19 protein-coding genes and 1 pseudogene are annotated in these 24,511 nt (G+C 34.4%); all 20 read left to right on the forward strand.

The window, feature by feature from the left end; all coding sequences use genetic code 11:
• Window positions 1-21: 21 nt before the first annotated feature.
• The 20 genes and pseudogenes from tsf (at window position 22) to EDD62_RS02535 (ending at window position 24,464) form a co-directional block, all read left to right on the forward strand.
• Complete coding sequence (gene tsf, locus EDD62_RS02440) at window positions 22-903, forward strand: translation elongation factor Ts (RefSeq protein WP_249037333.1); 882 nt, start codon at window positions 22-24, stop codon at window positions 901-903.
• Between the two features lie 69 nt (window positions 904-972).
• Entirely contained in the window at window positions 973-1,695 is a 723-nt protein-coding gene (gene pyrH / locus EDD62_RS02445; protein WP_077140387.1) for a UMP kinase, read from the forward strand.
• A gap of 12 nt (window positions 1,696-1,707) precedes the next feature.
• The gene (gene frr / locus EDD62_RS02450; protein WP_077140386.1) at window positions 1,708-2,265 is read left to right on the forward strand and encodes a ribosome recycling factor; all 558 of its coding nucleotides are present in this window, start codon (window positions 1,708-1,710) and stop codon (window positions 2,263-2,265) included.
• A 130-nt stretch (window positions 2,266-2,395) separates the two neighbouring features.
• Window positions 2,396-3,136 carry an isoprenyl transferase gene (locus EDD62_RS02455; protein WP_123807779.1) on the forward strand — a complete coding sequence of 247 codons (741 nt, stop codon included), beginning with the start codon at window positions 2,396-2,398 and terminating at the stop codon, window positions 3,134-3,136.
• A gap of 27 nt (window positions 3,137-3,163) precedes the next feature.
• On the forward strand, window positions 3,164-3,946 hold the full coding sequence (locus tag EDD62_RS02460) for a phosphatidate cytidylyltransferase (protein ID WP_123807400.1): 783 nt from the start codon (window positions 3,164-3,166) through the stop codon (window positions 3,944-3,946).
• A 42-nt stretch (window positions 3,947-3,988) separates the two neighbouring features.
• Window positions 3,989-5,140 carry a 1-deoxy-D-xylulose-5-phosphate reductoisomerase gene (gene dxr, locus EDD62_RS02465; protein ID WP_123807401.1) on the forward strand — a complete coding sequence of 384 codons (1,152 nt, stop codon included), beginning with the start codon at window positions 3,989-3,991 and terminating at the stop codon, window positions 5,138-5,140.
• Entirely contained in the window at window positions 5,137-6,420 is a 1,284-nt protein-coding gene (gene rseP, locus EDD62_RS02470) for an RIP metalloprotease RseP (RefSeq protein ID WP_123807402.1), read from the forward strand. Before dxr ends, rseP begins: the two co-directional genes overlap by 4 nt.
• A gap of 146 nt (window positions 6,421-6,566) precedes the next feature.
• On the forward strand, window positions 6,567-8,291 hold the full coding sequence (locus EDD62_RS02475; RefSeq protein ID WP_123807403.1) for a proline--tRNA ligase: 1,725 nt from the start codon (window positions 6,567-6,569) through the stop codon (window positions 8,289-8,291).
• A 112-nt stretch (window positions 8,292-8,403) separates the two neighbouring features.
• Window positions 8,404-12,813 (forward strand): PolC-type DNA polymerase III, encoded by a 4,410-nt coding sequence (locus EDD62_RS02480; RefSeq protein WP_170152753.1) that lies wholly within the window; start codon window positions 8,404-8,406, stop codon window positions 12,811-12,813.
• Between the two features lie 109 nt (window positions 12,814-12,922).
• The gene (gene rimP, locus EDD62_RS02485; protein WP_077140379.1) at window positions 12,923-13,393 is read left to right on the forward strand and encodes a ribosome maturation factor RimP; all 471 of its coding nucleotides are present in this window, start codon (window positions 12,923-12,925) and stop codon (window positions 13,391-13,393) included.
• A 25-nt stretch (window positions 13,394-13,418) separates the two neighbouring features.
• Window positions 13,419-14,508: pseudogene (gene nusA, locus EDD62_RS02490) on the forward strand (transcription termination factor NusA).
• A 21-nt stretch (window positions 14,509-14,529) separates the two neighbouring features.
• Window positions 14,530-14,817, forward strand: a complete 288-nt coding sequence (rnpM, locus tag EDD62_RS02495) for an RNase P modulator RnpM (protein ID WP_123807405.1) — start codon at window positions 14,530-14,532, stop codon at window positions 14,815-14,817.
• The gene (locus EDD62_RS02500; RefSeq protein ID WP_077140376.1) at window positions 14,814-15,140 is read left to right on the forward strand and encodes a YlxQ family RNA-binding protein; all 327 of its coding nucleotides are present in this window, start codon (window positions 14,814-14,816) and stop codon (window positions 15,138-15,140) included. The genes rnpM and EDD62_RS02500 overlap by 4 nt, the downstream gene beginning before the upstream one ends.
• A 14-nt stretch (window positions 15,141-15,154) precedes the next feature.
• Entirely contained in the window at window positions 15,155-17,410 is a 2,256-nt protein-coding gene (gene infB, locus EDD62_RS02505; RefSeq protein ID WP_123807406.1) for a translation initiation factor IF-2, read from the forward strand.
• Window positions 17,411-17,452: 42 nt separating this feature from the next.
• Complete coding sequence (gene rbfA, locus EDD62_RS02510; protein WP_077140374.1) at window positions 17,453-17,800, forward strand: 30S ribosome-binding factor RbfA; 348 nt, start codon at window positions 17,453-17,455, stop codon at window positions 17,798-17,800.
• Window positions 17,801-17,876: 76 nt separating this feature from the next.
• A complete protein-coding gene (truB, locus tag EDD62_RS02515; RefSeq protein WP_123807407.1) occupies window positions 17,877-18,881 on the forward strand; it encodes a tRNA pseudouridine(55) synthase TruB in 1,005 nt (334 codons plus the stop codon).
• A gap of 152 nt (window positions 18,882-19,033) precedes the next feature.
• Window positions 19,034-19,978 carry a bifunctional riboflavin kinase/FAD synthetase gene (locus EDD62_RS02520; protein ID WP_123807408.1) on the forward strand — a complete coding sequence of 315 codons (945 nt, stop codon included), beginning with the start codon at window positions 19,034-19,036 and terminating at the stop codon, window positions 19,976-19,978.
• Between the two features lie 125 nt (window positions 19,979-20,103).
• On the forward strand, window positions 20,104-20,373 hold the full coding sequence (gene rpsO / locus EDD62_RS02525; RefSeq protein WP_077140371.1) for a 30S ribosomal protein S15: 270 nt from the start codon (window positions 20,104-20,106) through the stop codon (window positions 20,371-20,373).
• 146 nt (window positions 20,374-20,519) lie between these two features.
• On the forward strand, window positions 20,520-22,649 hold the full coding sequence (gene pnp / locus EDD62_RS02530) for a polyribonucleotide nucleotidyltransferase (protein ID WP_123807409.1): 2,130 nt from the start codon (window positions 20,520-20,522) through the stop codon (window positions 22,647-22,649).
• Window positions 22,650-22,739: 90 nt separating this feature from the next.
• Window positions 22,740-24,464 carry a ribonuclease J gene (locus EDD62_RS02535; protein WP_249037319.1) on the forward strand — a complete coding sequence of 575 codons (1,725 nt, stop codon included), beginning with the start codon at window positions 22,740-22,742 and terminating at the stop codon, window positions 24,462-24,464.
• The last annotated feature ends 47 nt before the right edge of the window (window positions 24,465-24,511 follow it).

Here is a 24,511-nt window from a genome sequence, read left to right on the forward strand (position 1 = left end):
TTAAATTTCTAGGAGGCTAACATTATGGCAATTTCAGCTAAATTAGTAAAAGAATTAAGAGAAAAAACTGGTGCAGGAATGATGGATTGTAAAAAAGCTTTAACTGAAACAGATGGTGATATCGACAAAGCGGTAGATTACCTTCGTGAAAAAGGTATGGCTAAAGCAGCTAAGAAGTCTGATCGAATTGCTGCTGAAGGTTCATCTTTCGTTAAATCAAATGGTAACGTAGCGACAATTTTAGAGGTTAACTCTGAAACTGATTTTGTAGCACGTAATGATCAATTCAAAAATTTAGTTGAACAGTTAGCAGATCATATTTTAGCAACAAAACCTCAAGATTTAGAAACATTAATGGCTTCTGACATTAATGGTCAATCAGTAGAAGATTTAATGAATGAATCAATTGCAAAAATCGGTGAGAAATTAACTTTACGTCGTTTTGCAATCGTTGAAAAAACAGATAATGATGCATTCGGTGAGTACCTACACATGGGTGGTTCGATTGGTGTATTAGCATTGGTTGAAGGATCTAGTGATAGCGAAGCTGCAAAAGACGTTGCAATGCATATTGCAGCATTAAACCCTAAATTCGTATCTCGTGAACAAGTTTCAGAAGAAGAGTTAACTCGCGAAAGAGAAGTGCTTAAAAACCAAGCATTAAATGAAGGTAAACCGGAAAACATTGTTGAGAAGATGGTTGAAGGAAGATTACGTAAATATTTAGAAGAAATTTGTGCTGTAGATCAAGCGTTTGTAAAAAATCCTGATCAAACAATTTCTGAGTTCTTATCTTCTAAAGGTGGAAAATTAACATCATTTGTCCGTTTTGAAGTTGGAGAAGGTTTAGAGAAACGTAATGATGATTTCGCTGATGAGGTAATGAATCAAGTGAACAAATAAGAACGAACAAAAAGGTGCTCAGGTTAGTGCCTTTTTTTATAGCAATTAATCGTAAAGGTGGAAAATTAAATGTTACAATCTTCTAAATATAAAAGAATCGTACTTAAGCTCAGTGGTGAAGCATTAGCAGGTGAAGAAGGTTTTGGCATCAATCCTGTTATAATAAAAAATATTGCGAGTCAAGTTGCGGAAGCAAAACAATTGGACGTCGAAATCGCTGTCATTGTCGGTGGCGGAAATATTTGGCGAGGTAAGACAGGTAGTGACCTAGGCATGGACCGTGGAACGGCTGATTATATGGGCATGCTTGCAACTGTTATGAATTCTCTTGCTTTACAAGACTCATTAGAACAATTAGGATGTGATACTCGAGTATTGACATCGATTGAAATGAAGCAAGTTGCTGAACCATATATTAGAAGACGTGCAATCCGTCATTTAGAAAAAGGTCGCGTCGTTATTTTTGCAGCTGGTATTGGTAATCCTTATTTTTCAACGGATACAACAGCAGCGTTAAGAGCAGCTGAAGTCGAGGCTGATGTGATTTTAATGGGTAAAAATAACGTCGATGGTGTTTATTCTGCTGATCCGAAAACTAATGAAGATGCGGTGAAATATGATCACTTAACATATATGGAAATGTTAAAAGATAACTTACAAGTGATGGATTCTACAGCATCATCATTTTGTATGGACAATGATATTCCGCTCGTGGTATTCTCAATTATGGAAGATGGTAACATTAAAAAAGCGGTTCTCGGTGAAGAAATCGGGACAACGATTAACAAATAGGAGTGTAACAATATGACACAACAAGTTATCAATTCAACGAAAACATCAATGAATCAATCTATAGAACATTTCGAAACTCAATTGGCTCAAATTAGAACGGGTAGAGCTAACTCTAACTTACTTCAAAACGTAACGGTTGATTATTATGGTGCGCCGACGCCAGTTCAACAATTAGGAAGTATTTCAGTACCAGAAGCAAGATTATTAGTTGTTACACCATATGATAAAGGTTCTGTGGATGACATTCTAAAAGCTATCAATCAAGCAAACCTAGGTGTTAACCCTACGAGTGATGGAACAGTCATACGAATTACAGTTCCTCAATTAACAGAAGAGCGTCGTAAAGAGCTTGTTAAGGATGCTAGGAAAGAAGCAGAAACTGCTAAAATAGCCATTCGAAATATACGCCGTGATGCTAATGATGAATTAAAATCATTACAAAAAGATGCTGAAATCACTGAAGATGATTTAAGATCATTTTCTGAAGATGTTCAAAAATTAACAGATGAATTTGTGAAAAAAATTGATACATTAACAGATGATAAAGAAAAAGACATTATGAGTGTATAGTTAAGTTACGAAGAAAGAACAAACTTTCGTTACGAAGAAGGTTTGTTCTTTTTTTATGATTAAAATTCAATCATACGAAATTCATGCGACGTATGATAAAATAAAAAAGATAAGTAAAAGAGGTGACTCTATGGGTTTATTTAGCAAAAAAACAAGTGACATTGAATCATTTCATACGAATGTAAAGCATTTAGCCATTATTATGGATGGTAATGGTAGATGGGCAACGAAAAAAAAGATGCCACGTATTAAAGGACATTATGAAGGTATGCAAAATGTAAAGAAAATCACACAAACATGTCATGATATAGGCGTAGAGTATTTGACGTTATACGCTTTTTCAACTGAGAATTGGAAGAGACCTGAGCAAGAAGTGAATTACTTAATGAAGTTACCAGGAGATTTCATGGATAACTTCTTACCGGACTTGATGAAGAATAATATAAAAGTTCGTGTGATTGGTGATTTAAATGGATTGCCCCCACACACAAAATGTGCTGTTCAAAATGCAATTGATAATACAGAACAGAATAGTGGGATGCAGCTTATTTTTGCATTAAACTATGGTAGTCGACATGAGATAGTAACTGCAACGAAAAAAATAGTCAATGATGCATTCGATTCAAAAATTGATATTCAAGATATCGATGAACAATTGTTTGCTACTCATTTATTTACACATGACATACCAGATCCAGAGCTTTTGATTCGTACGAGTGGTGAACAACGAATTTCTAACTTTTTATTATGGCAATTATCTTATTCAGAATTTATATTCGTCGATGACCTTTGGCCAGATTTTGACGGTCAAAAATTAATTCAAACATTGAAACAATTTAATGAAAGAAATAGAAGATTTGGTGGATTATAACTATAATCTCACAGTTAGGAGAATATTATGAGAATTCGTACACTCACATCGATATTATTATTATTAGTTATTTTGCCAATTGTTTGGATTGGTGGTTTACCTCTTGTAGGGTTAATTTATATCATGAGTTTTATTTCATTACATGAATTATTAAGAATGAAAAATATTCACATTTTATCATTACCTGGTATTTTTGCGATGATTGCGTTAGGAATATTAATTTATCCAGATATACATGAATGGATTACCGTAGAAACACAAGTGAAAGCATTAATATTTATGAGTTTTATTATTTTAAGCTTTACCGTTGTTTCTAAAAACCAATTTAATTTTATTGATGCTTCGTTTTGTATGCTATCAGTTGCTTATATCGGGATAGGATATATGTATTTCTATCAAACACGAGAAGCTGGCATTATGTTTATTCTATTTGCATTTTTTATCGTGTGGTCTACCGATACAGGCGCATATTTAATTGGTAAAATGTTAGGTAAACATAAATTGTGGCCACAAATATCACCAAACAAAACGATTGAAGGATTTGTTGGTGGGATTATAATTTGTTTATTGGTTAGTTTAATTTTCTTTTTCCAATTTAATTTACATGATAATTTATTAATATTCCTTGCTATTTCTACTGTTTTAAGTATGTTTGGTCAACTAGGAGATTTGGTTGAATCTGCATTAAAGCGTCATTTTGATGTGAAAGATTCAAGCTCAATATTACCTGGGCACGGGGGATTGTTAGACCGCTTTGATAGTTTTATATTTGTATTACCATTGATGAACATTTTGCCATTAATATCATAGTTGTAGATAATAAGCTATATGTATTGACTGGGAGTGAGAAAGATGAAAAAAATAGGCCTCATTGGAGCGAGTGGTTCCATCGGACAACAGACATTAGATGTTATTAAAAGGCATTCTGACGTGTTCGAATTAATTGCTGTCTCTGTTGGAAGAAATACTGAATTTATGAAATCTATCATAACTAATTTCAATCCAAAATTTATTGCAGTTCAAGATGAACAATGTTATTTAGAAATTAAGCAATTCATTAACGAAAAAGCTTTATCTCATATCGAATTAACTTATGGGAATGATGCATTAATTAATATTGCGACTCATGAGGAGGTTGATACGTTTGTGAATGCCATTAGTGGCTCGATTGGTATAAGATCAACGGTTGAAGCGATTAAAGCTCGTAAAAATATCGCGCTAGCAAATAAAGAGACTCTTGTGAGTGCTGGCGCAATCATTATGCCATTAGCGAAACAAAATAATGTATCAATTGTTCCAATCGACTCGGAACATTCCGCGATTTTACAAGCGCTTAATGGTGAAAAGAAAGATAATATTAAACGGCTCATCATTACAGCAAGCGGTGGCTCTTTTAGAGATTTAACACGTGATCAATTAAAAAATGTTAATGTTGATGAAGCATTGAACCATCCGAATTGGTCAATGGGCAAAAAAATTACAATAGATTCAGCGACAATGATGAATAAAGCGCTCGAATTAATCGAGGCAAAATGGTTGTTCGATCTGGATATGAACAAAATTGAAAGTGTATTACATAGAGAAAGTACAGTTCATTCGATGGTCGAATATGTTGATACAAGTATTATGGCACAACTTGGAACACCAGATATGAGAACAGTGATTCAATATGCGTTGACATATCCCGAAAGACTAGCACTCGATATTCCAACACTCGACTTTAAATCACGTTTGAATTTATCATTCGAACCGATGGACGATCGTCGCTATCCATTTATGAAGCTCGTCTATGATGTGATGGATAGTGGTCATACAATGCCAGCAGTCATGAATGCAGCAAATGAGTATGGAGTTCATCAGTTTTTGCAAAGGAAGATTAAGTTTCTAGAAATTGAAGATCTAGTATTTGATGCTGTACAGCATCATAAAATGATTAAAAATCCAACGCTCGAAGACATATTATATGTAGATGAAGTATATAAAAGAGGTGAACAGATTCAATGATAGGGCTAATCGCATTTATTCTAGTATTTGGAATACTCGTGATCTCACATGAATGGGGTCATTTGTTTATGGCAAAAAGAGCAGGTATTCATTGTCCCGAATTTGCAATTGGGATGGGACCAAAATTATTTAGTTTCAAAAAAAATGATACTAAATATACGTTAAGGTTACTTCCATTTGGTGGTTATGTTCGAATGGCAGGTAGTGAATTGGATATGTTCCCAATAAATAAAGGGATGAGATTATCAGTTAAATTAAATGATGACAATAAAGTGACTCATTTATTGTTTGATGATCAGCATAACTTTAAACAAATCGATCAAATTGAAGTGGTAGAATCAAATATTTATGAAAATTTAACCATTACAGGCGTTGACCAATATACTGGAGAACAAAAGGTATACTATTTATCAGAAGAAAGTTATCGTGTAGAAAATGGTGTGAAGGAAAAGATCGCACCAAAAGAAGAACAATTTGATAGTAAAACACCGTTGCAAAAGTTTTTAACATTATTTGCTGGACCATTTATGAACTTTGTATTAGCTTTAGTCATTTTATGTACTGTAGCTATGATTCAAGGTGCTCCAAGTGGTGAAAATGTCATCGGAGGTATTGGTGAAGATTCTCCTGCGGAAAAGGCAGGTTTAAAAACTGGTGACGTCATTAATCAAATTAATGGAAATAAAATTAATTCATGGGATGATATGAGAGAAGTAATGCAACAAACGAACGGTAAAGAAACGAAAGTCATGATTGAAAGAAATGGTGAAATATCGAATGTACAATTGACACCTACTGTTCAAGAAATTAAGCAAGTTGATGGAAGTATCGATAAACGATATATATTAGGGGTTAATAACAAATTATCATTTAGTCCTGTAGATACGATTCCACACGGGTTTTATATTACTTATGAAGCTGGGACAAGAATCGCGAAAGGGATTGTCTTTTTATTTACGTCTATTTTTACAGGAGAATTTAGCTTGGATATGTTAAATGGTCCAGTGGGAATTTATAAAGTGACTGAACAAGTTGCGAGCCAAGGTTTAATTAACTTAATGGCATTTACTGGTTTGTTAAGTGTTAACTTAGGCTTAATGAATTTGCTTCCTATCCCAGCATTAGATGGTGGCAGAATATTATTTGTTTTATATGAAGCGATCTTTAGGAAACCAATCCATAAGAAAGCAGAAGTAATGATTCAACTTGCTGGAGCATTATTTGTATTGATTTTAATGATTCTTGTCACTTGGAATGATATTAAAACTTTCTTTTTATAAGTAAAATCGTCTATTATGGGTTATTAGAGATCATTATTATAGTCAGTTTTTTGATCTATAGTATTTGATGTATACCCATATGTTTTTATTAAATCAATCATGGAATATAAAAATGTTAAAAATCTAACATAAAGAGGTGTTTTTTTATGAGACAATCTAAAATATTTATCCCAACGCTTAGAGAACAGATTGAAACAGATAGTCGTTCACATGGAATGATGTTAAGAAGTGGCATGATTAAACAAACAGCTGCTGGTGTATATAGCTATTTACCGATGGCTAAGAAAGTGTTGAATAATATCGAGGCAATCATACGTGAAGAAATGGAAAATATCGATAGTATTGAAGTTCAAATGCCTATTTTACAGCCGAAAGAGTTATGGCAAGAATCTAAGCGTTGGGATGATTATGGTGCTGAGTTAATGCGTCTTAATGATCGTCACGGTCGAGATTTCGCATTAGGACCAACGCATGAAGAAGTTATTACTTCACTTGTTCGTGATGAATTAAAATCATACAAAAAATTGCCGATTACATTATTTCAAATCCAATCGAAGTTTAGGGACGAAATTAGACCACGTTACGGATTGTTGCGCGGACGCGAATTTATTATGAAAGATGCTTATAGTTTCCATATTGATGAAGCATCTTTATCAGAAACATACGATAATATGTATCACGCGTATTATAAAATTTTCAAACGTGTAGGTTTAAATGTAAGAGCTGTAAAAGCTGATAGTGGTGCGATAGGCGGAGATTATACCCATGAATTTATGGCACTTGCTGATATCGGTGAAGATACGATATGTTTTGATCCAGAGAGTGACTACGCTGCCAATATTGAAACAGCGATTCCAATGAATGAACCACTATCTCATCAAGGAGAAGAGAAACCATTAGAAAGAGTTGAAACGCCAAACGTTAAGAAAAGTATTGAAGTTGCACAATTTCTTGATGTATCAATAGAAGATATGTCAAAAACACTTGTTGTAAAATACGAGGTTGATAACGAACTGAAATATGCGATGTTCATACTTCGTGGTGACCATGAGTTAAATGAAATTTTTGCAATGAGAGCATTAAATGTTAAGTCGATAAAAATGGCTTCAGAAGATGAAGTGAAGTCTTTATTCGGTGCGACATTTGGCTCGCTAGGGCCTGTTGAAGTTGATCATATGCCGATATATGTTGATGATGCCATTAGAGGTCACCAACATATTGCAACGGGTGCGAATGTGGATGGCTATCACTATATCAATGTGTCAATTGATCGAGATATTAAAGATCCGATATATGGTCATTATAGATTTATCCAACAAGGTGAATATGCAGAAGGTAGTAAATCACCAGTTGAATTTGTTGAAGGGATAGAAGTTGGTCAAGTATTTAAACTGGGTACAAAATATTCTTCTTCAATGAAAGCTGAAGTGTTAAATGATCAAGGCCGCAGTGTCCCAATGATTATGGGATGTTATGGCATTGGTGTGTCAAGAACATTAGCAGCAGTCATTGAACAACATATGACAGAAGATTCACTCGTGTGGCCGAAATCAATCACGCCATATGATGTTCATATTATATTACCTAATATGAAAGATAGTGAAACGACTCAATACGCATTTGAGCTATATAAATCATTGAAACAGAATGGTTATAACGTTCTAATCGATGATCGTAATGAACGAGCTGGGGTGAAATTTAATGATGCTGACTTAATTGGTATACCATTACGTATAACAATTGGCCGCGGATATAAATCAGGAGTTGTTGAATTTACGAATCGATTAAAATTGCATGAATCACCAGAAATGAATAAACAAGAAATCAAAATAGAACATATTGTAGATACGGTGAAACAATCATACGAATAAAGTTGCTCATAATTATAAAAAATTTTTCATGACTGGTAGCTTGTACATGTAGAGATAAATCACCTAAGTATCTATGCTGTGTATAATAATTTGAGTGAAAGAGGTATAAATGATGACACAAAACAGTGTATCTTTTGATAAGTTGTTAGACCATATCAACTTCAACCCTGAAGACTCCATCGTTAAACAAGGTGGCCACTCAATTGAAGCATTGAAAATTCATAAAGTTAAACAACTTTATGAATTTTCTTTTGTATTCAATTCACCGTGGGCTATTAACACGTTACTACAGTTTGAAACAAAATTAAATGAAACATTCTCCCCATTCGATGTTGCATTGAACATTACATATACGCATATGGATAATGAACAGCTAGTTTCTTATGTGATTGAAGCATTAAATAGAGTAGAGAACCACCATCATATTAAATCTCAAGTTGCGACAGAGCTTATTGAATATAAAGACGATAAAGTAAGGATTAACTTAAAAGATGAAATGATGGTTAATATTGGTAATGATAAACTCATCCCTCTATTGAAAAAAGAACTTAAAAAGCTTGGTTTTAGTCAATATAATGTTCAATTTGTCATTGAGAAATACGAGCGTCAGCCAAGCACTATCGATGAGCAGCCTAAAATTAAACAGGCTAATGAAAATTCGGACATTGATAATATTCATCAGTACGAAGATGAATTCATGCCAGCGGGTTCATTCGCAAGTGACGCCCATATGTATGAATCAATTATGGAAGAGATTAGACAAGAAGATGAAAATATAGTGCAATCTTCAATTGAAAAGCAAAGAGAAAACAAACAAAAAGCAGAACGCCATGAACAAGATTCTTATGATGAATGTCATATTGGAAAAGAGATTCATCATGAAGAAATCGTATCAATGGCAAACATTATTGAAGAAGAGAGAAAAATTGCCGTTGAAGGAATGATTTTCGACGTTGAAATTAGACAATTGAAATCTAATCGTAGTTTAATTCAATTGAAAGTGACTGATTTTTCTGATTCGATACTTATTAAAATGTTTGAAAATAATAAAGATCAACTTAAACATCTTCAAGCTTTATCAAAAGGGGATTGGATTCGGGTTTCTGGGAAAGTAATGTATGATGAATTTATTCGTAACTTAGCGATGACAGCTCAATCAATACATTCAGTGAATAAAAAACCAAAACAAGATACTCACCCTGATAAAAGAATTGAGTTTCACTTACATTCTAATATGTCTCAAATGGATGCAACGACCTCGATCAGCGATTATGTAAAGAGAGCAAAAGAGTGGGGTCATCAAGCACTTACATTGACAGATCATGATAATTTACAATCTTATCCAGAAGCATATAGTGCTTCATTGGATCATGATATTAAGATTAACTTTGGCTTAGAAGCGATGTTAATTGATGATGGTAAAACGATTTGTTATAAGCCAAGACATATCGAATTAAAAGATGCAACATATGTTGTTTTTGATGTTGAAACGACTGGATTATCAGCAAAATATGATAAAATTATTGAGCTTGCAGCGGTCAAAGTTCATAATGGTGAAATAATTGATAAATTTGAGCGATTTAGTGATCCACATGAGCCTTTAAGTGATACGACGATTAATTTGACTGGGATTACTGATGATATGGTTCAAGGTGCGCCCGAAATTGAAGAAGTACTTCAAGATTTTAAAGAATTCAGTGAAGGATGTATATTTGTTGCACATAATGCTGAATTCGATATGGGCTTTATAGATAGTTGGTATGTCAAAAGTGGAATGGATAAAACAACACATCCTGTGATTGATACGTTAGAGCTATCAAGACGAATGAATACATCAATGTCTAAGCATGGATTAAATGTCTTAGCAAAACATTATAATGTTGAATTAACACAGCATCACCGTGCGATATATGATGCAGAAGCGACGGGATATATATTGATTAAAATGTTAGATGAGCTTTATGCATTAAATATTTTTTATCATGATAAAATTGATCAAACATTGCAAAATAAAGAGGCATATAAGCGCGCATTTCCATCACATGTCCAAATAATCGTTCAAAATCAAACGGGCTTAAAAAATGTGTTTAAGTTAATATCTAGAGCTTCTACAGAATACTTTTTCAAGACGCCTAGAATTCCAAAGCGGTTATTAAACGAACATCGTGAAGGATTGCTCATTGGATCTGGATGTAAAGAAGGAGAAGTATTCACAGCAATGATGCAAAAATCATATGACGAAGCAAAGGAAATTGCTGCTTATTATGATTATTTCGAAATTCAGCCGCTCACGATGTATCAGCCACTAATAGATCGTGAATTGGTGGACTCTAAAGACCGGATTATTGAAATTTTAAAAAATATCGTTGCATTAGGCAAAGATATGAACAAAATTGTGATTGCAACGGGGAATGTTCATTATTTAGATCCAACAGATTCTAAGGCACGTGAAATATTAATAAAGAGTAATCCGGGCAATCCTATTGGACGTCAAACTTTGCCATCAGCTCACTTTAGAACAACTGATGAGATGCTCGACGAATTTTATTATTTAGATGAACAGACTCGACTTAATGTAGTCATTAATAATACGCATCAGCTTAATGACATGATTGATGTCGTGAAACCAATTAAAGATAAGCTATATACTCCAAATTTTGAAAACTCTGATGAGCGAATTACTAAATTGAGTTATGATATGGCAAAATCAATATACGGAGATGACTTACCTGAAGTCATTACAAGTCGTCTAGATAAAGAATTGAAAAGTATCATCGATAATGGATTTAGCGACATATATTTAATCAGCCGTGACTTAGTTGTTAAATCATTGAATGATGGATATTTGGTTGGGTCACGTGGTTCTGTTGGGTCAAGCTTCGTTGCGACAATGACAGAAATTACAGAAGTCAACCCATTGCCACCACATTATGTATGTAGCGAATGTTGCCATCATGAATTTTTTACCGATGGTCGTGTTTCAAGTGGTTTTGATTTACCGAATAAAAAGTGTCCCAAATGTGGTACAGATTATACTAAGAACGGGCAAGATATTCCTTTTGAAACATTTTTAGGCTTCAAAGGAGATAAGGTACCTGATATTGATTTAAACTTTAGTGGTGATTATCAACCAACAGCTCACTTATACACCCGTGAATTATTTGGAGAAGATAAAGTGTATCGTGCGGGTACAATTGGTACAGTGGCTGAGAAGACTGCATTTGGTTTTGTAAAAGGATATTTCAATGATCAAGGCGTTCAAAAACGTAACGTTGAAATCGATAGACTCGTTGCTGGATGTACCGGAGTAAGAAGAACTACAGGTCAACATCCAGGTGGAATTATAGTTGTACCAGAAGATATGGATATCTTCGATTTCACACCGATACAATATCCAGCAAATGATACGAAATCTAAATGGATGACGACACACTTTGACTTCCATTCAATCGATAATAATTTATTGAAACTCGATATACTGGGTCACGATGATCCGACGATGATTAGAATGCTACAAGATTTATCTGGTATTGATCCTAAGACAATACCAACAGATGATGAAGATACGATGAGCATATTTAGTGGTCCAGATATATTAGGGGTGTCAGAAGACGATATTTTATGCAAAACGGGTACTCTTGGTGTACCTGAGTTTGGAACAGGATTTGTTAGACAAATGCTAGAAGAAACGAAACCGACAAAGTTTAGTGAGCTTGTCCAAATTTCAGGACTATCTCATGGGACTGATGTATGGCTTGGTAACGCTCAAGAACTCATTCGAAGTGGTACGTGTGACATTAGCGAAGTGATCGGTTGTCGTGATGATATTATGGTTTATTTGATGTATGCAGGGTTAGAACCATCGGTAGCATTTAATATTATGGAGAAAGTGCGTAAAGGTAAAGGGGTCAGTGAAGAGTTTGAAGAAGAAATGAAATCACATGACGTACCGAAATGGTACATCGAATCATGTAAAAAAATTCAATATATGTTCCCTAAAGCACACGCTGCTGCATACGTATTAATGGCTGTTCGTATCGCTTATTTCAAAGTACATTACCCTCATTATTATTATGCGAGTTACTTCTCAGTACGTGCGAGTGATTTCGACTTAATGATGATGACAAAGCCGAAAGGACAAATTAAGCAATTTATTCAATCGCAATATGAAATGTTTAATGATTTAACGAAAAAAGATAAAGATCTATTAACTGTATTAGAACTTGTCAATGAAATGGCACATCGCAATATCACGATGGATATCATTGATATCGATAAATCAGATGCAAAAGACTTTATTATAGATGGCGATAAGTTAATACCACCATTTGTTGCAATACCAGGTCTTGGAGACAACGTAGCAAAGCGTATCGTAGAGGAACGTGCAAATGGTCCTTTCTCATCTAAAGAAGACATTCATAAACGCTGTGGTGTATCTAATAAAGCGATAGAATATATGACCGAACTTGGATCGTTAAATGAGCTACCAGATACAGATCAACTCAGCATCTTTGACTTGTAGTCAATATTGCTATTAGGGGCTATTTATGATAAAATTAACTTGTTAATAAAGAACTCTAGCCAAAAGAGTGGGTGAATCCCACTCTTTTCGTTTTATTTAGGAGGGTATAATGAGTAAAATAGTCGAACAAGTAGAAACAATGATTGAACCACACATTAAGTCGTTAGGGTTTGAACTTGTTGATTTGGAGTATGTTAAAGAAGGAAAAGATTGGTTTCTTAGAGTATTTGTAGATAAGCCCGAGAAAGGTATTGATTTAAATGATTGTACAATGATTGCTGAATCATTGAGTGAATTATTAGATCAAGAAGATCCCATTCAAGAAGCTTATTATCTAGATGTGTCATCACCGGGTGCAGAGCGTCCTCTAAAAAAAGAAAAAGACTTTGAAGATAGTGTAGATGACATTATTTACGTCAAACTATATGAGCCAATCGGTGGAGAGAAAGAATATACAGGTATTTTAACTGAATTATCTGCTGACTTCTTGACAATCCAATATAAGGATAAAACAAGAACGAAATCTATAGAAATACCTCGAAATAAAATTGCTAAAGCAAGAAAAGCTGTTATTTTATAGCTGAATGTTAAAGGAGATGATTTAAATGTCAACTGAATTATTAAATGCTGTTGATTTTTTAGAGAAAGAAAAGAATATTCCAAGAGAAGTCCTTATAGAAACAATCGAAGCAGCTTTATATACTGCTTACAAAAAAAAACTATGCGAACGTTAAAAATATTAGAGTTGATTTGAATATGGATAACGGAACTTACAAAGTTTATTCTAGAAAAAATGTCGTCGATGAAGTTGAATACCCAGAAGATCAGGTGACTTTAGAGTATGCACTGCAATCGAATCCAGCATATGAAGTCGGTGATATTTATGAAGAAGAAATTACGCCAAATGATTTTGGTAGAGTTGGAGCACAGGCAGCTAAACAAGCTGTAATGCAACGTTTAAGAGATGCAGAACGTGGAATACTTTATGAAGCATACATCGATAAAGAGAATGAAATCTTGATCGGCACGGTTGAGAAGATAGACAATCGATATGTCTATGTAAACATCGGATCAACTGAGGCAGTGTTAAGCGAATCTGAAAGAATGCCTAATGAACAATACAAAATGAATGATCGTATTAAAGTGTTCGTAAATAAAGTTGAACAGACGACTAAAGGACCACAAATATTTGTCTCAAGAACACATCCAGGTCTTCTCAATAAATTATTTGAACAAGAAGTACCAGAAATTACAGACGGTGTTGTCGAAGTAAAATCTGTTGCACGTGAAGCTGGTGATCGTTCGAAAATCAGTGTTCATGCGGAGAATAAAGATGTTGATGCTGTCGGTGCATGTGTTGGAAGCAAGGGTACACGTGTGGAAGCAATTGTCGAAGAATTAAATGGTGAGAAAATTGATATTGTCGAATGGAGCGAAGATCCGAAAGCATTTGTTAAAAACGCACTAAGCCCTTCAGAAGTGTTGGAGGTTATTGTTGATGAAAATGGACAATCAACGACAGTTGTAGTACCCGATTATCAATTATCATTAGCCATTGGTAAACGTGGACAAAACGCACGATTAGCGGCAAAACTTACAGGATTAAAGATTGACATTAAGCCTGAAAGTGAAGCGCGTGAAGAAGGTATTTATCCAACAAATTTAAAAGACTTAGAAACATTTCTTGATGATTAATGAGATGAGCAGGAAGTGATGATGATGACAAAGAAAGTACCAATGCGCAAATGCATTTTAACAAAATCACAACATGATAAAAGAAGTCTGATTCGTATCGTTAAAACAAAAGAAGGCGAATTATTTGTTGATTCAACAGGTAAGAAAAATGGTCGTGGTGCTTACGTCGTTAAAGACTTAGAGGTTGTCAATGAAGCGCGACAAAAGCAAAAGCTTGAACAGTTTTTTAACTCGTCGGTAGAAGCACTGAATCCTATTTATGATGAAGTGATTCGATTAATATATAGAGAGGATATTCCGATGAAATGAGTATTCTAAACCATCAAGCGGATAAACTTTTATCACTCGTTGGATTTGCAATGAAAAGCCGCAATTTAATCAGTGGTGAATCACTTGTCGTTCAATCGATTCAAGCAAGTAAAGCGAAAGTGGTATTGCTTGCTATGGATGCAAGTAAGAACACAGAAAAGAAAATCACTGATAAATGTCAGTATTATAATGTACCAATTATAAAAAAATTCAATAGAACAACTTTGGGACATGCAATAGGTAAAGACGAACGTGTCGTTATCGCAATAACAGATGATGGATTTGCGAAATCTATGATGGAGCGTGCTCAACTTATGGAATAAAGAGGAGTGGGATTATGTCGAAATTAAGAATTTATGAATATGCTAAACAACAAAATAAGAAATCCAAAGAAATTATGGAAATTTTGCGCGAACAAGGTCTAGATGTTTCAAGTCATATGCAAACATTGGAAGACGAATATATTACAATGTTAAATGAACAGCTTGGACTTACAAATGCAGAGTCATCTAATACAGATCAGCAAAAATCATCTACAGAAAATGTAGAAACTTCAACGGAAGATGTCGTTGTAAAAACAGATGACACAACGGATGATGAAGAAATCCAAAAGGCTTTACAAGAAGCTGAACAAGAAGTGAATAAAGATGATGAATATTTACAAGAGTTAGATGATTACGATCAATCTAGTGAGCGTATAACTAAGGCACCGAAAGAAGTTAAAGATTCTAAACGTAAAAAGAAAAGCAACAAAAATAAAGAAAAGAAAAATAAAAAACAAGCTAAATCGCGTGAGCAAGTGACACCAGATACTGCTCAGCAAGAAAGAAAAGAAGATTCACCGAACAAAATATATTATCAAGAAGGAGTTTCAGTGGGTGAACTTGCTGAGAAATTAAATAAAGATGCATCTGAAATCGTGAAAAATTTATTTATGGTTGGTATTGTAACAAATATTAATCAATCACTAGATCAAGATTCAATCGAATTAATATGTAGTGAATATGGTGTAGAAGCTGAAGAAGAAGTCATCGTTGACTCTAAAGACCTCGATGCTTACTTCCAAGTTGAAACAAATGAGGATCAAGCGGTTGAAAGACCTGCTGTTGTTACAATTATGGGACACGTTGACCACGGTAAGACAACGCTATTAGATTCAATTCGTAACACACGAGTTACTGATGGTGAAGCAGGCGGTATTACACAACATATTGGTGCATATCAAATCGAAGCAAACGATAAAAAAATTACGTTTTTAGATACACCAGGTCACGCTGCTTTTACGACGATGCGTGCACGTGGTGCTCAAGTAACAGATATTACGATTTTAGTTGTTGCAGCAGATGATGGTGTAATGCCACAAACAGTTGAAGCAATCAACCATGCTAAAGCGGCTGAGGTACCAATTATTGTTGCGGTTAATAAAATTGATAAACCAACTGCTAATCCTGACCGTGTGATGACTGAGCTTGGAGAACATGGATTATTCCCAGAAGACTGGGGTGGAGATACGATTTTCGTACCACTCTCTGCATTGAATGGTGATGGCATTGAAGATTTACTCGAAATGATCACACTTGTTTCTGAAGTAGAGGAATTGAAAGCAAACCCAGAGCGTACTGCAATCGGAACGGTTATTGAAGCGGAACTTGATAAATCAAGAGGTGCACTTGCATCAATACTTGTTCAAGATGGAACACTAGAACAAGGTGATTCAATTGTTGTCGGTCATACGTATGGACGTGTTAGAACGATGACCAATGACCTTGGCCAAAATATTAAAAAAGCAGGACCTTCTACGCCAGTTGAAATAACAGGTTTACAAGATGTACCAAATGCCGGTGATCGCTTTGTAGTATTCAAAGATGATAAACAAGCAAAAGCCATCGGAGAATCAAGACAAGAAGAACAAATTTTAACTGCCCGTCAAGATTCACAAAAAGTAAGTTTAGATAACTTATTTGATGTGATGAAAGAAGGCGAAATGAAAGACTTGAATATTATTATTAAAGCGGATGTTCAAGGTTCTGTTGAAGCAGTTGCCGCGTCACTGATGAAGATTGACGTTGAAGGGGTAAATATTAAAATCATCCATACAGGTGTTGGTGCCATTAATGAATCAGATGTTACACTTGCATCAGCATCTAATGGTATCATTTTTGGATTTAACGTTAGACCAGATGCGAATGCAAAGCGTGCGGCTGAACAAGAACAAGTTGATATGAGACTCCATCGCATTATTTATCAAATCATCGAAGAAGTTGAATCTGCGATGAAAGGTATGCTTGATCCTGAATATGAAGAACAAGTGATTGGTCAAGCTGAAGTCCGTCAAACGTTCAAAGTGTCTAAAGTTGGAACGATTGCTGGTTCTTATGTGACAGAAGGTAAGATCACAAGAAATGCTGGTGTTCGAATTATTCGTGAAGGCGTAGTTGTATTTGAAGGTGAATTGGATACGTTGAAGCGATTTAAAGATGATGCGAAAGAAGTTGCTCAAGGCTATGAATGTGGTATTACGATTGAAGGATATAATGACCTAAAAGAAGGCGACATTATAGAAGCTTATCAAATGGTTGAAATTGAACGATAAATATATTCAATTAAAGTCTAAATCACAATATGAGGTGATCTAATGAGTATAAGAAGCGAACGTGTTGGAGAAGAAATCAAAAAGGTTATCTCTGAGACAATTAATAATAAGGTTAAAGACCCACGTATTGGATTTACTACGGTGACAGATGTCGAAGTGACTGGGGATCTTGAACATGCAAAAGTATATTTGACAGTATTTGGAACCGAAAAAGAAAAGGAAGAAACTTTTAAAGCGCTTGATAAAGCAAATGGATTTATCCGAAATGAAATTGGTAAAGCAGTAAAACTTAGAGTTGTACCAGATTTAACATTTATTTATGATGAATCAATTGATTACGGTAATAAGATAGAACGTATGATTGCAGAATTCAATAAAAAAGAAAAGTAATGCACCTAATCAATGATAATAGACAATTGACGACCTCTCTTGTACACTACTATTAGTGTATAGGAGAGGTGTTTTTTTGATGGATGGAATTATTCCGATATATAAACCACGAGGTATGACAAGTCATGATGTTGTATTTCAATTGCGTAAAATATTAAAGACAAAAAAGATTGGGCATACGGGTACATTAGACCCTGAAGTAGATGGCGTTTTACCAATATGTGTTGGACGAGCAACTAAAATCAGTGATTATATGATGAATACAGGAAAGACATACGCTGCACAAATTACGCTCGGTATTCAAACAACGACAGAAGATCAGACAGGTGAAGTGATTAACATTGATCATAGACTTCCCGAAAAGTTTAAGAATTTCAATGATAATGAGATAGAAGATTATATAGATTCAAAGTTGAAAACATTCATCGGTGAGATTGAACAAATACCTCCAATGTATTCTGCTGTGAAAGTAAATGGCCGTAAATTATATGAATATGCCAGAAATAATGAAACGGTAGAGAGACCGAGAAGACAAGTCATGATTTATGCTATCAAAAGACAATCAAAAGTCTTGAACACGAAATATCATCTTGATGGGGAATGTTATAGTGTATATACATTCGATGTTGAAATTGAATGTGGCAAAGGAACATATATAAGAACTTTAGCGACACAAATCGCTGAAGCATTAAATACGATAGGTCATATGTCAAAGTTGACACGAACAAAATCTGCACAATTTAAATTAGTAGATAGTATAACACTTAAAGATTTATCTGAAATGACTTTTGAAGAACAGAATAATACGTTGTTGCCGATGGAATATGGTTTAAGACATATGCCAACAATACAATTGAATGAACATCTTATTAAAAAAGTACAGTATGGTCAAAAGTTAAAACGGTCTTTATTTGAAGATTTAACATTAAGGGTATTAGACTCATCACAAAATGTGATTCAAACATATGCCAATTTGATGGAGGATGAAACGGTTTTAATGTATGATAATAAAGCAGTGGCGATATATATGCCAGATCAAGAAGATGATTCAATTGTGAGAGCGAAAAAAGTTTTTAACTAAATATTAAATAAAATAATAGTATAAAAAAGTAATATTAATTTTATTGTTTTTAGTAAGATTAATATACTAAATAATCATAATTATTATCGATTATATTCATAACATAAATATAAACAAACAATTACTTTAAACATTTAGGAGTGCAATAATCAATGAAAACAATTGTAATGCAAAATCCTTTGAAAGAAAAATATGATCATGATGATATCGCTGTTGCGATTGGTTTTTTTGATGGTATTCATCTTGGACATCAACAAGTTATTCACAAAATGATAGATATTGCAGAAGAGAAACAATTAAAAAAAGCGGTTATGACATTTGACCCACATCCATCTGTTGTTTTAAATCATGAGATGAAGAGAACAACTTATGTTACGCCGATTGAAGAGAAGAAAGAAATTTTCGCTTGCATGGGTATTGATTATTTATTTATCATTCCATTTACATCATCATTTGCCAATATGTCAGAACAAAACTTTATTCGTGATTATTTCACGTTGAATCACGTGAAGCATGTCATCGCTGGTTTTGACTTTACGTATGGTAAATATGGCAAGGGTAACATGTTGAAATTAGAAGATGATAAAGATGGTTTCGAGGTGACAATGGTTCAAAAAGAAATGATCGATGATGATAAAATATCTACAACAAATATATTAAAAGCGTTAAAAAGTGGTGAGACAAAGCGTGCAAATGCAATGTTAGGTCGTCCATATTCAATCAAAGGGTTCGTCGTTCAAGGAGAAAAACGTGGTCGTACGATTGGATTCAGAACAGCAAATGTCATGCCGAAAGAAGATTATGTCATTCCAAAAGTTGGTGTTCATGCAGTGCGATTTAAATTATTAAGTCAAAATAAAACATATAATGGTGTATGTAATGTTGGATATAAGCCAACATTTAATGATCCATCAGTCAACCAGTTGACGATAGAGGTAAATATCTTTGAATTTGATGAATCGATATATGGGGAGAGCGTTGAAGTTGAATGGTATGAATTTATTAGAGATGAGAAAAAGTTCGACGGAATTGATGCGTTAATTGAACAAATACAACAAGACGTCATTCAATCGAAACAAATATTATCTAATGTCTAATCAAAAACTATTTGCTTTTTATGACCGTTTCATGTATAATTCATTAAGTACCTTTAACTTGGTCTTACGACACTCCAACGTATTCTAGGTTATCGGTGAATTTAACATATAGGAGGCTATTTATTATGGCGATTACACAACAACAAAAAAACGATATTATTAAAGAATATCGTGTACATGACACAGACACTGGATCTCCAGAAGTACAGATTGCTGTACTGACTGCAGAAATCAATGCATTGAATGAACACTTAAAAATGCATAAGAAAGATCATCACTCTCGTCGTGGATTATTAAAAATGGTTGGTCGTCGTAAACATTTATTAACTTATTTACGTGAAAAAGATGTTCAACGTTACCGTGAATTAATTAATAAATTAGGTTTACGTCGCTAATTTAAATAAACGTATTAAAAGCAACTCTTTTAGAGTTGCTTTTTTTGTTTTATATGAAGGGTTAAAACATGATAGAATAGATATAAGTGAGTATTAACGATTTTTGAGCACATTCATCACATGAATGTAGAAATGAGGAATGAAATATGTCGAATGAACATTTAAAGAAAATATTTGAAACAACTTGGGCGAATAGACCATTAGTTGTTGAAACGAATCATATCGCAAAACAAGCTAACGGTGCAGTCATCATCCGTTATGGTGATACAGTGGTCTTAACGACTGCGACAGCATCTAAGGAACCTAAAGATGTAGATTTCTTCCCGTTAATGATTGCATATGAAGAGAAAATGTATGCAGCGGGTAAAATCCCTGGTGGATTCAATAAACGAGAAGGACGACCAAGTGAAGAAGCAACATTGACTTCAAGACTCATTGATCGTCCAATTAGACCAATGTTCCCTAAAGGATATCGCCATGATGTTCAAGTCATCAGTATGGTCTTGAGTGTAGATCCTGATGCAAGTCCACAAATGGCTGCAATGCTTGGTTCAAGTTTAGCATTATGCGTGAGTGATATTCCTTTTGAAGCACCGATTGCTGGTGTGACGGTTGGATTAATTGATGACGAATTTATTATTAACCCGACAACTGAACAGTTAGAACATTCTTCACTTGAATTACAAGTGGCCGGAAACTATGAAGCGGTTAACATGGTTGAAGCTGGAGCGAAAGAAGTTTCAGAAGAAACAATGCTAAATGCAATTATGTTCGGTCATGATGAAATAAAGAAACTGATAGAATTTCAACAAGAGATTGTTGAATCACTTAATGTTGAAAAGCAGTCTTTTGAACCTGTAGAAATGGATGAGTCTTTAGAAGAAGCAGTTAATGCTAAATCATTACAGTTCGGTCTTGAAGAAGCAATCTTGAAAAAAGATAAACAACAAAGAGAAGATGAAATCACAACAATCCAACAACAGATAGAGGTTGAATTTGAATCTGTCTATAGTGAACTCGATGAAGATGAAATGAAAGATAAAATCAATGAAGTGAATAAAATCTTCGATGCGTTAATTAAAAGTGAAGTTCGTCGTTTGATAACAGATGAAAAAATCAGACCAGATGGACGTAAACCAGATGAAATTAGACCATTAAGTTCAGAAGTAGGTCTATTACCTAGAGTTCATGGCTCTGGATTATTTACTAGAGGGCAAACACAAGCATTAAGCGTTGTAACACTTGGTGCACTTGGTGAACATCAAGTGATAGACGGTCTAGGGGTTGAGGAAGAGAAACGATATATGCATCATTATAACTTCCCGAGTTTTTCTGTTGGTGAAACAGGTCCAATGAGAGGACCAGGACGACGTGAAATTGGACACGGTGCACTTGGTGAACGTGCATTACTTCAAGTCATCCCGAACAAGGAACAATTTCCTTACACGATTCGAGTTGTCAGTGAAGTGTTAGAATCCAATGGATCAACATCTCAAGCATCTATTTGCGGTTCAACGCTTGCATTAATGAATGCAGGGGTTCCGATTAAAGCACCAGTTGCGGGTATCGCAATGGGCCTAGTGAAAAAAGATGAAAACTATACAATCCTTTCAGATATTCAAGGTATGGAAGATGCCCTTGGTGATATGGACTTTAAGGTTGCAGGAACAAAACAAGGTATCACTGCGATTCAAATGGATATTAAAATCGATGGATTATCAAGACAAATTTTAGAAGAAGCGTTAGAACAAGCTCGTATTGGACGTTTGCATATCTTGAATCATATGTTAGAAACGATACCGACTGTGAGTGAAACATTAAGTGAATATGCGCCTAAAGTTGAACAAATGAAAATCAACCCTGATAAGATTCGTGATGTTATTGGACCGGGTGGTAAGAAAATTAATGAAATCATTGATGCCACTGATGTAAAAATTGATATTGAACAAGATGGTACTGTGATCATTGGATCAAGCAACCAAGAAATGATTAATAAGGCGAAAGAAATGATTGAAGAAATTACACGAGAAGCTAAGGTCGGTCAAACTTATATGGCTAAAGTAAGACGAGTAGAAAAGTTTGGTGCTTTCGTTGAATTGTTTAAAGGGACAGATGCACTCGTTCACATCTCTCAATTGGCACATGAACGCGTCAACAAAACGGAAGATGTTGTGAATATGGACGATGAAATTTTAGTTAAAGTGACAGAAATCGATGATAAAGGACGAGTGAGTGCGTCTAGGAAAGCAGTATTACCTAAACCGGATCAGTCATAATAATCGGTTTAGAATTAATAATCAATATTTAATTCAATTGTTAATCATATAACAGTGAATGAAGTTAACGGGTTTTTAGGAGGAAAAGCATTGACTAATAATAAAGAACAAGAATCACAAAATCATGCAAAACAATCAAAAAATAGACAGAAACACAACCAAAACATAAAAATTATTCCCCTCGGCGGTGTCGGTGAAATTGCAAAGAATATGTACATCGTTGAGGTTGATGATGAAATGTTCATGTTTGATGCTGGGTTAATGTTTCCTGAAGATGAAATGTTAGGTATCGACGCAGTAATTCCTGATATTAGCTATGTCATTCAAAATAAACATAAACTTAAAGGCATATTCTTATCACATGGACATGATGATTCAATTGGGGCTATTCCATATATTATGGATAAAGTAAACGCTCCAATCTATGCATCTAAATTAACATTAGCGCTAGTTAAGGATGCTTTGATTGAACATAAAGTAGAACGAAAAGTTAAATTTTTTACAATTAATGAAGACAGTGTGATGAAGTTTGATCATGTTCATATGACATTCTTTAATACAACACATAGTATACCGGATGCTTATGGTGTAGCTTTACACACACAATACGGTGCGATTGTGTATACTGGTGAATTCAAAATGGATCAAACGATGCAAGGAAAATACTCGATGAATATCATTAAAATGAGCGAAGTTGCATCGAATGGAGTCTTTGCATTAATCAGTGATTCAACAAGTGCTGAGAAGCAAGGGTTCAATACACCAGAATCTGAAATTGGATCTCATATACTCGATGAATTCAGCAAAAGTAAAGCGCGTATTATCGTGTCATGTTATGCTTCAAACTTTATTCGGATTCAACAAGTGCTTGATGCTGCGGCAAGTACAAATCGTAAAGTTTCATTTTTAGGAAAGAGTCTTGAGAGCTCATTTAGTATTGCTAGAAAACTTGGATACTTTAATATTGCGGATGATCTTTTAATACCAATTCATAAAGTGGAAGATTATCCAGATAATGAAGTTGTAGTGATCGCTACTGGATCTGAAGGTGAACCGATTGAGAACCTTCAACGTATGGCGAAAGGTCAGCATAATATTTTGAATTTAAAACCAAAGGATAATGTCTTTATCACAACAACACCATCATCTAATATGGAAGTTGTGTTATATCAAACAATGAATGATATCGTCAAAGCCGGTGCAAATATTATAAGTAATGCTGCAAAAGTACATGCATCGAGTCATGGAACGAGTGAGGAATTAAGGTTTGTGATTAATTTAATGAAACCGAAGTACTTTATTCCAGTTCAAGGTGAATTTAAAATGCAAATTGCTCACGCAAAAATTGCAAGTGAGACTGGTGTTGTTCCAGAAAATATATATTTATTAGAAAAAGGCGACGTCCTAAGTTATGATTCAGAGCAAATGACCGTGCTTAAAAAAGTTGAAGCAAGCAATGTATTAATTGATGGTCGTGGCGTAGGCGATGTCGGAAATATTGTTTTACGCGATCGAAGAATATTAAGTGAAGACGGAATTTTTATTATTGTTGTGACGATTGATAAAAATAAAAAAGAAATTGTTGCAGGACCTAAAATCCAATCTCGTGGATTCGTATATGTCAGAAAATCAGAAGAATTATTACAAGAAGCAGATGAAGCAGTAATTGAAATTGTTAAGGATAAACTATCTGAAAATCGTCTTGATTGGTCAGAGATGAAATCAGATATTAGAGATCGCTTAGGAAAAATGATGTATGATGAAACGAAGAGAAGACCAATGATTATCCCTATTATTCAAGAAGTGAAATCATAACAGTATATTGTATATTAAAAGATAAAATGACCAGTCATTTTATCTTT

The organism is Abyssicoccus albus (assembly GCF_003815035.1).
Lineage (GTDB): Bacteria > Bacillota > Bacilli > Staphylococcales > Abyssicoccaceae > Abyssicoccus > Abyssicoccus albus.